The organism is Pseudonocardia sp. ICBG601, assembly GCF_020496245.1.
This window is the reverse complement of sequence record NZ_JAHLJA010000130.1, coordinates 1-6,012: the sequence shown is the minus strand read 5'-3', so window position 1 is coordinate 6,012 and position 6,012 is coordinate 1. Positions and strand designations below refer to the sequence as shown.

At 76.4% G+C, this 6,012-nt stretch carries 1 protein-coding gene and 4 pseudogenes; all 5 read left to right on the top strand.

What is annotated here, in order from left to right:
• Positions 1 to 734 (top strand): annotated as a pseudogene (locus KPL57_RS27225) (TlyA family RNA methyltransferase); the annotation flags it as partial.
• A 99-nt stretch (positions 735 to 833) separates the two neighbouring features.
• The gene (locus KPL57_RS27220; protein WP_308253040.1) at positions 834 to 1,658 is read left to right on the top strand and encodes an NAD kinase; all 825 of its coding nucleotides are present in this window, start codon (positions 834 to 836) and stop codon (positions 1,656 to 1,658) included.
• A 90-nt stretch (positions 1,659 to 1,748) separates the two neighbouring features.
• Positions 1,749 to 3,529, top strand: a pseudogene (gene recN, locus KPL57_RS27215) (DNA repair protein RecN); the annotation flags it as partial.
• 490 nt (positions 3,530 to 4,019) lie between these two features.
• Positions 4,020 to 5,208: pseudogene (gene steA / locus KPL57_RS27210) on the top strand (putative cytokinetic ring protein SteA).
• Positions 5,193 to 6,012 (top strand): annotated as a pseudogene (locus KPL57_RS27205) (copper transporter); the annotation flags it as partial. The pseudogenes steA and KPL57_RS27205, both read left to right, overlap by 16 nt.

The following is a 6,012-nucleotide window of genomic DNA, read 5'->3' as shown; positions in this document are numbered from 1 at the left end:
GTCAACGGCATGCCGGCGGCGAAGCCCGCCACCGTGGTGGACCGGGACGCACCCGTCCTCGTCCGCCCGGACGACGCCGGCGAGCCCGACTGGGCCTCCCGCGGCGCCAAGAAGCTGCTCGGGGCCCTCGACGCGTTCACCGGCGTCGATCCGTCCGGGCGGCGCTGCCTCGACGCGGGGCGCCTCCACCGGCGGCTTCACCGACGTGCTGCTCACCCGCGGGGCGGCAGAGGTCGTCGCCGTCGACGTCGGGTACGGCCAGCTGGTGTGGCGCCTCCAGTCCGACGAGCGCGTCGACGTGCACGACCGCACCAACGTCCGGGCCCTCGAACCGGCGCAGGTCGGCGGAACGGTCGACCTGACCGTCGCCGACCTGTCGTTCATCTCGCTGCGCACCGTGCTTCCGGCACTCGCCGCCTGCACCGCGCCCGGAGGCGACCTGCTGCCCATGGTGAAACCACAGTTCGAGGTCGGAAAGGACCGGCTCGGTCCGGCGGGGTCGTGCGCGACCCCGGGTCTGCGCACCGAGGCGCTGCACGGGGTCGCGACCGCCGCCGCCGGCGGCCGGGCTGCAGGTCCTCGGTGCGACCGCGAGCCCGCTGCCCGGCCCGTCGGGCAACGTCGAGTACTTCCTGCACCTGCGCCGGCCCGCCGACGGACCGGCCGGCGTCGCCCCCGCACAGCCCGAGCTCGCACCGATGCTGGCAGCCGCGGTCGCGGACGGCCCCGCATGAGGGACGTCCTGCTGGTCCTGCACACCGGGCGACCCACCAACCGCAAGACCGCGCTGCACGTGATGAGCGAACTCGGGCGGCTCGGCCTACGCACCCCGGGTGCTCGCCGACGAGTGGGCCGAGCTCGCCGCGGACCCCGACGTCCCCGCGGGCTACGAACCCGTCCCGGTCCCCGGGAGCCCCGAGTGCGCCCGCGGCGCCGAGGCGGTCCTGGTCCTCGGCGGCGACGGCACCCTGCTGCGCGCCGCCGACCTCGCCCGCCACGCCGGCGTGCCGCTGCTGGGCGTCAACCTCGGCCACGTCGGCTTCCTCGCCGAGGCCGAGGAGGACACCCTGCCCGAGGCACTGCAGAAGCTCGCCGACGGCGACTACGAGGTCGAGGAACGCACCACCCTCGAGGCCGTCGTCACCGCCGCCGGGCAGGTCCTCGGCCGGGCCTGGGCGCTGAACGAGGCCGTCGTCGAGAAGACCACCCGCGGCCGCATCCTCGAGGTCGTCCTCGAGGTCGACGGCCGCCCGGTGTCCTCCTTCGGCTGCGACGGGGTGCTCTGCTCGACCCCGACCGGGTCCACCGCCTACGCGTTCTCCGCGGGCGGCCCGCTGATCTGGCCGCAGGTGCAGGCGCTGCTGGTGGTCCCCAGCAACGCACACGCCCTGTTCGCCCGGCCGATGGTGATCGCGCCGGAGAGCACCGTCGCCATCGAGGTGTCCGCCGACGGCCCGTCCGCCGTGCTGGACTGCGACGGTCGCCGCACCGTCGCCGTGCCGCCCGGGGCCCGGGTGGAGCTGCGCCGCGCGTCGGAGCCGGTGCGCATGGTGCGCCTGGCCGCGCAGCCCTTCGCCGACCGGCTCGTCCGCAAGTTCGACCTGCCCGTCCGGGGCTGGCGCGGGGCCCGGAACCCACCACCGGATTCGAACGCCTGATCGACCGTTCGGCGCACGGGAACATCCGTTCGGTGCCGGCTGCGTGTCGGGGCTCGAACGCTGTCGGTGTTCGAACGTATGGTCCCACGCATGTTGTCCGAGATGCGGATCCAGGGCCTCGGCGTGATCGACGACGCGACCTTGGAGCTCGACCCGGGCCTGACCGTGCTGACCGGCGAGACCGGCGCCGGGAAGACCATGGTCGTGACCGGGCTGAACCTCCTCGGCGGTGGCCGTGCGGAGTCCTCGCGGGTGTCGGCCGGGGCGAAGCGGGCCGTCGTCGAGGGCCGGTTCGCGGCCTCGCCGGGTGCCCTGGAGCTGGCCGAGGAGGTGGGAGCCGAGGCCGACGAGGACGGGTCGCTGATCGCCGCCCGCACCGTGTCGGCCGACGGGCGCTCCCGTGCCCACCTGGGCGGGCGGTCGGTGCCGAACGGGGTGCTGGGCAGGCTCGCCGAGACCCAGCTCGCCGTGCACGGGCAGAACGACCAGCTGCGGCTGCTGCGCGGGTCCGACCAGCGTGCCCTGCTCGACCGCTTCGCCGGGGACCCGGTCGCGGTGCCGCTGGCCGCCTACCGGGCGGTCCGCACCGAGTGGCTCCAGGTGGTCACCGAGCTCGCGGAGCGGCGGGACAACGCGCGCCGGCTCGCGCAGGAGGCGGACCTGCTGCGGCACGGGCTCGCCGAGATCGAGGCCGTCGACCCACAGCCCGGGGAGGACCGCGAGCTCGTCGGACAGGCCCGCCGGATGGCCGTGGCCGACGACCTGCGGGCCGCCGCGGAGAGCGCACATCTCGCGCTGTCCGGGACGGACGACGGCGAGGCCCCCGGTGCCGTCGGGCTCGCCGGGCAGGCCAAGGGGTTCGTCGAGGGCAGTGGTGACCCCGCGCTCGAGGAGCTCGGGCCGCGTCTGACCGAGGCCGTCGCGGTGCTCGCCGACGTCGCGGCCGAGCTGTCCGGCTACCTCGACCGGCTCGACGCCGACCCCGAGCTGCTGTCCCGCGTCCTGACCCGGCAGGCGGAGCTCAAGGCGCTCACCCGCAAGTACGCCGCGGACACCGACGGCGTGCTCGCCTGGGCGGCCACCGCCCGCGAACGGCTGTCCGGGCTCGACACCTCCGACGAGGCGCTGGCCGAGCTGTCGGCCCGCCGTGACGCACTCGCCGGTGAGCTGGCCGGGCACGCCGCCGCGGTCACCGCGGCGCGCACCGCTGCTGCGTCCCGGCTGGCCGAGGCCACCACGGCAGAGCTCGCCGGTCTCGCCATGAAGGACGCGACGCTGCAGGTCGGTGTGCAGCCGCGGCCCGCCGCCGACACCGGGCCGGTGCTCGAGGTCGGCGGGCGGCGCTGTCAGGCCGGGTCGAGCGGTGTCGACGAGGTCGAGATCCGGCTCGTCCCGCACGCCGGTGCGGTGGCCCAGCCCCTGCACAGGGGGCATCCGGCGGTGAGCTGTCCCGCGTCATGCTGGCCCTGGAAGTCGCGCTCGCCGGAGCCGACCCAGTGCCGACCATGGTGTTCGACGAGGTCGATGCCGGCGTCGGCGGCCGGGCCGCGGTGGAGATCGGCCGCCGGCTCGCGCAGCTCGCCTCGCGGCACCAGGTCATCGTCGTGACGCACCTGCCGCAGGTCGCGGCGTACGCCGACCGGCACCTCGTGGTGCAGAAGGCGTCGGGGGCGGGGGTCACCCGCTCCAGCGTGCGGCGGCTCACCGAGGAGGAGCGCACCGGGGAGCTGGCACGGATGCTGGCCGGAATGGACGACACCGACACCGGCCGCGCGCATGCCGAAGAGCTGCTCAGCGTCGCGACCGCGCACCGCGAGGCCGACCGCGCGGCGGCACGCCCCGCGGATCTCGCCGAGGCCCGGTCGCGGCGCGCGCAGTCCCGGCGCGGCCGGCCCCCGCAGGACGTGGAGCCCGAGCTCGCCACCGCGCAGGCGGAGGGGAGCGTGCCCGGACCGCGCGGCAGCGATTCCCGCGGTACGGACTCCTGCGGCACCGACACCCGGGGAACCGGCTCGGACGGCGCGGCGGGCCGGCCGGCCGCGTCGCCGCGGCGTCGCCGGGTCGCCCGGGCCGGCTGAGCGGCCGGGCGAGCGATTGGGCCGAGTGGCAGGGCCGGACGGCCGAGCAGATCGGCAGGGCCGGCCGGCCGAGCAGATCGACGGGGCCGGACGGCCAGGGTGAGCCGCCGGGCCGGGTCGCCCGTGTGCGCCGGCGGGCGGCGTGTGGTCGCTGTGGTTGAGCAGGCCGCTGCTCCGATTGCCGCCGACCGGCGGCGCGGGGAATGCTCCGGGCCAGTGACGTCACAGTCTCACGCGGCGTGCCTCCGTGGTCACGGGCGCCCCACCTGTCACAGTGCGCGACATGAAGCTGTCCGGCCTGCTGCACCGTTCCCGACCGGAGCTGCCGGGCCTGACCGGCCCGGCACGCGCCGACCGCCGCATCGAGTCGCTGCTCCGGCGCCTGCGGCCCGGCGACATCGCGGTGATCGACCAGGTCGACCTGGACCGGGCGACCGCGGACGCGCTCGTCGCCGCCCGGGTCGCCGCCGTCGTCAACGCCGCGCCGTCGATCTCCGGCCGGTTCCCGAACCTCGGCCCGCAGGTGCTCGTCGAGGCGGGTGTCCCGCTCGTCGACGACTGTGGTCCCGACACCCTCCGCGCCGTCAAGGACGGCATCCGGGTGCGGCTGCACGACGGCGTCCTCTACTCCGGCGAGCAGCCGCTGTGCGAGGGCCGCGAGCAGACCGAGGACACCGTCGCCGACGCCCTGGACGAGGCCAAGCAGGGCCTGACCCACCAGCTCGAGGCGTTCGCCGCGAACACCATCGAGTTCATGCGTCGTGAGCGTTCGCTGCTGCTCGACGGGCACGGCGTCCCCGAGGTCGACGTCACCCTCGACGGGCGGCCGGTGCTCGTCGTCGCCGCCGGGTTCGAGCACCTCGCCGTGCTCAAGCAGCTCAAGGCCTACATCAAGGAGTACCGGCCGGTGCTCATCGGCGTCGGGGCCGGGGCGGACGCGCTGCTCAACGCGCGCCACCGCCCCGACCTCATCGTCGCCGACCCCTCCGAGGTGTCGAAACCAGGCACTGACCAGCGGCGCCGACGTCGTCGTCCCGGCCTTCCCCGACGGGCACGCCCCGGGGCTGCACCGTGTGCAGGACCTGGGCGCCAGCGCCGTCACCTTCCCCTCGATGGCCAACCCCGAGGACCTGGCGCTGCTGCTGGCCCACCACCGCGGCGCCTCGATGATCGTCACGGTCGGGCTGTCCGCGTCGATGGGGGAGTTCCTCGACCGCGGACGCTCCGGCAGCAACGCCTCCACCTTCCTGACCCGGCTCCAGGCCGGGGGCAGTGTCGTCGACGGCGCGATGATCGCGCAGATGTACCGGAGCCGGACCTCGTTCGCGCCGCTGCTGCTGCTCGTCGCGGCCGCCGTGGTCGCGGTCGTCGTCGCGGTGCTGGTGTCCGGCGGTGGTCCGGCGGTGCTGGAGTGGCTGCGCGGCGTGCTGGAGAGCGTGCGGGCCCTGGTCGCCGGATGGTTCCCGGCGTGATCTCGCGGCGCCACCACCGCATCGCCCTGGTCGCGGTGTTCGTGCTGGCCCTCGCGGCCGGGTTCGCCCTCGCCGTCGTCGGGCTGCCGCAGCGCATCGCCGACGTCGCGGCCTCGGGGGCGGACACGGGAGAGACCGCCCGGCTGAGCGCCGAACGCGATGCCCTGGCCGCGCAGCTGCACGCCAGCGACGAGTTCGCCGGCCGCGTCGGACCGGACCTGGTGCGCGGGAAGCTCACCGGGGTGCCGGTGACCGTCGTCTCGCTCGGTGCCGACCCGGCCGACACGCGCGCGGTCGCCGAGCTCGTCGTCACCGCGGGGGGCAGCGTCGCGGGGAGGTCGTGCTCACCCCGGCCGTCACCGACCCGGCCCGCGCCGACCAGCTGCGCGACCTGTTCTGCGCGGCTGCTGCCGTCGGGGGCGCAGCTCCCCACCGCCACCGACGCCGGTGCGCTCGCCGGGGGCCTGCTCGGCTCCGCGCTGCTGACACCGCCCGACGGCCCCGCACCCGCCCCGGACGCGGCCGGCACGGTCCTCGCCGGGCTCGCCGGCGGCGGCTTCGCCGAGGCCCCGCAGGGCAGCCCGCGGCCGGGAGACTCGCCGTCGTCGTGACCGGGGCGGCGTACTCCGGGGTGGACGCCGACGCCTCGGCAGGCACCGCCGCGGCACTGGCTGCCGAGCTCGACCGTCGGGGTGCGGGAGCCGTGCTGGCCGGGCGGGACGCCGCGGAGGGCTCGGCGTCGCCGCCGCCCGGGCGGCCGGGCCGGGCCGGGGGCCGGCTCGCCACCGTCGACGGCGTCGGCAC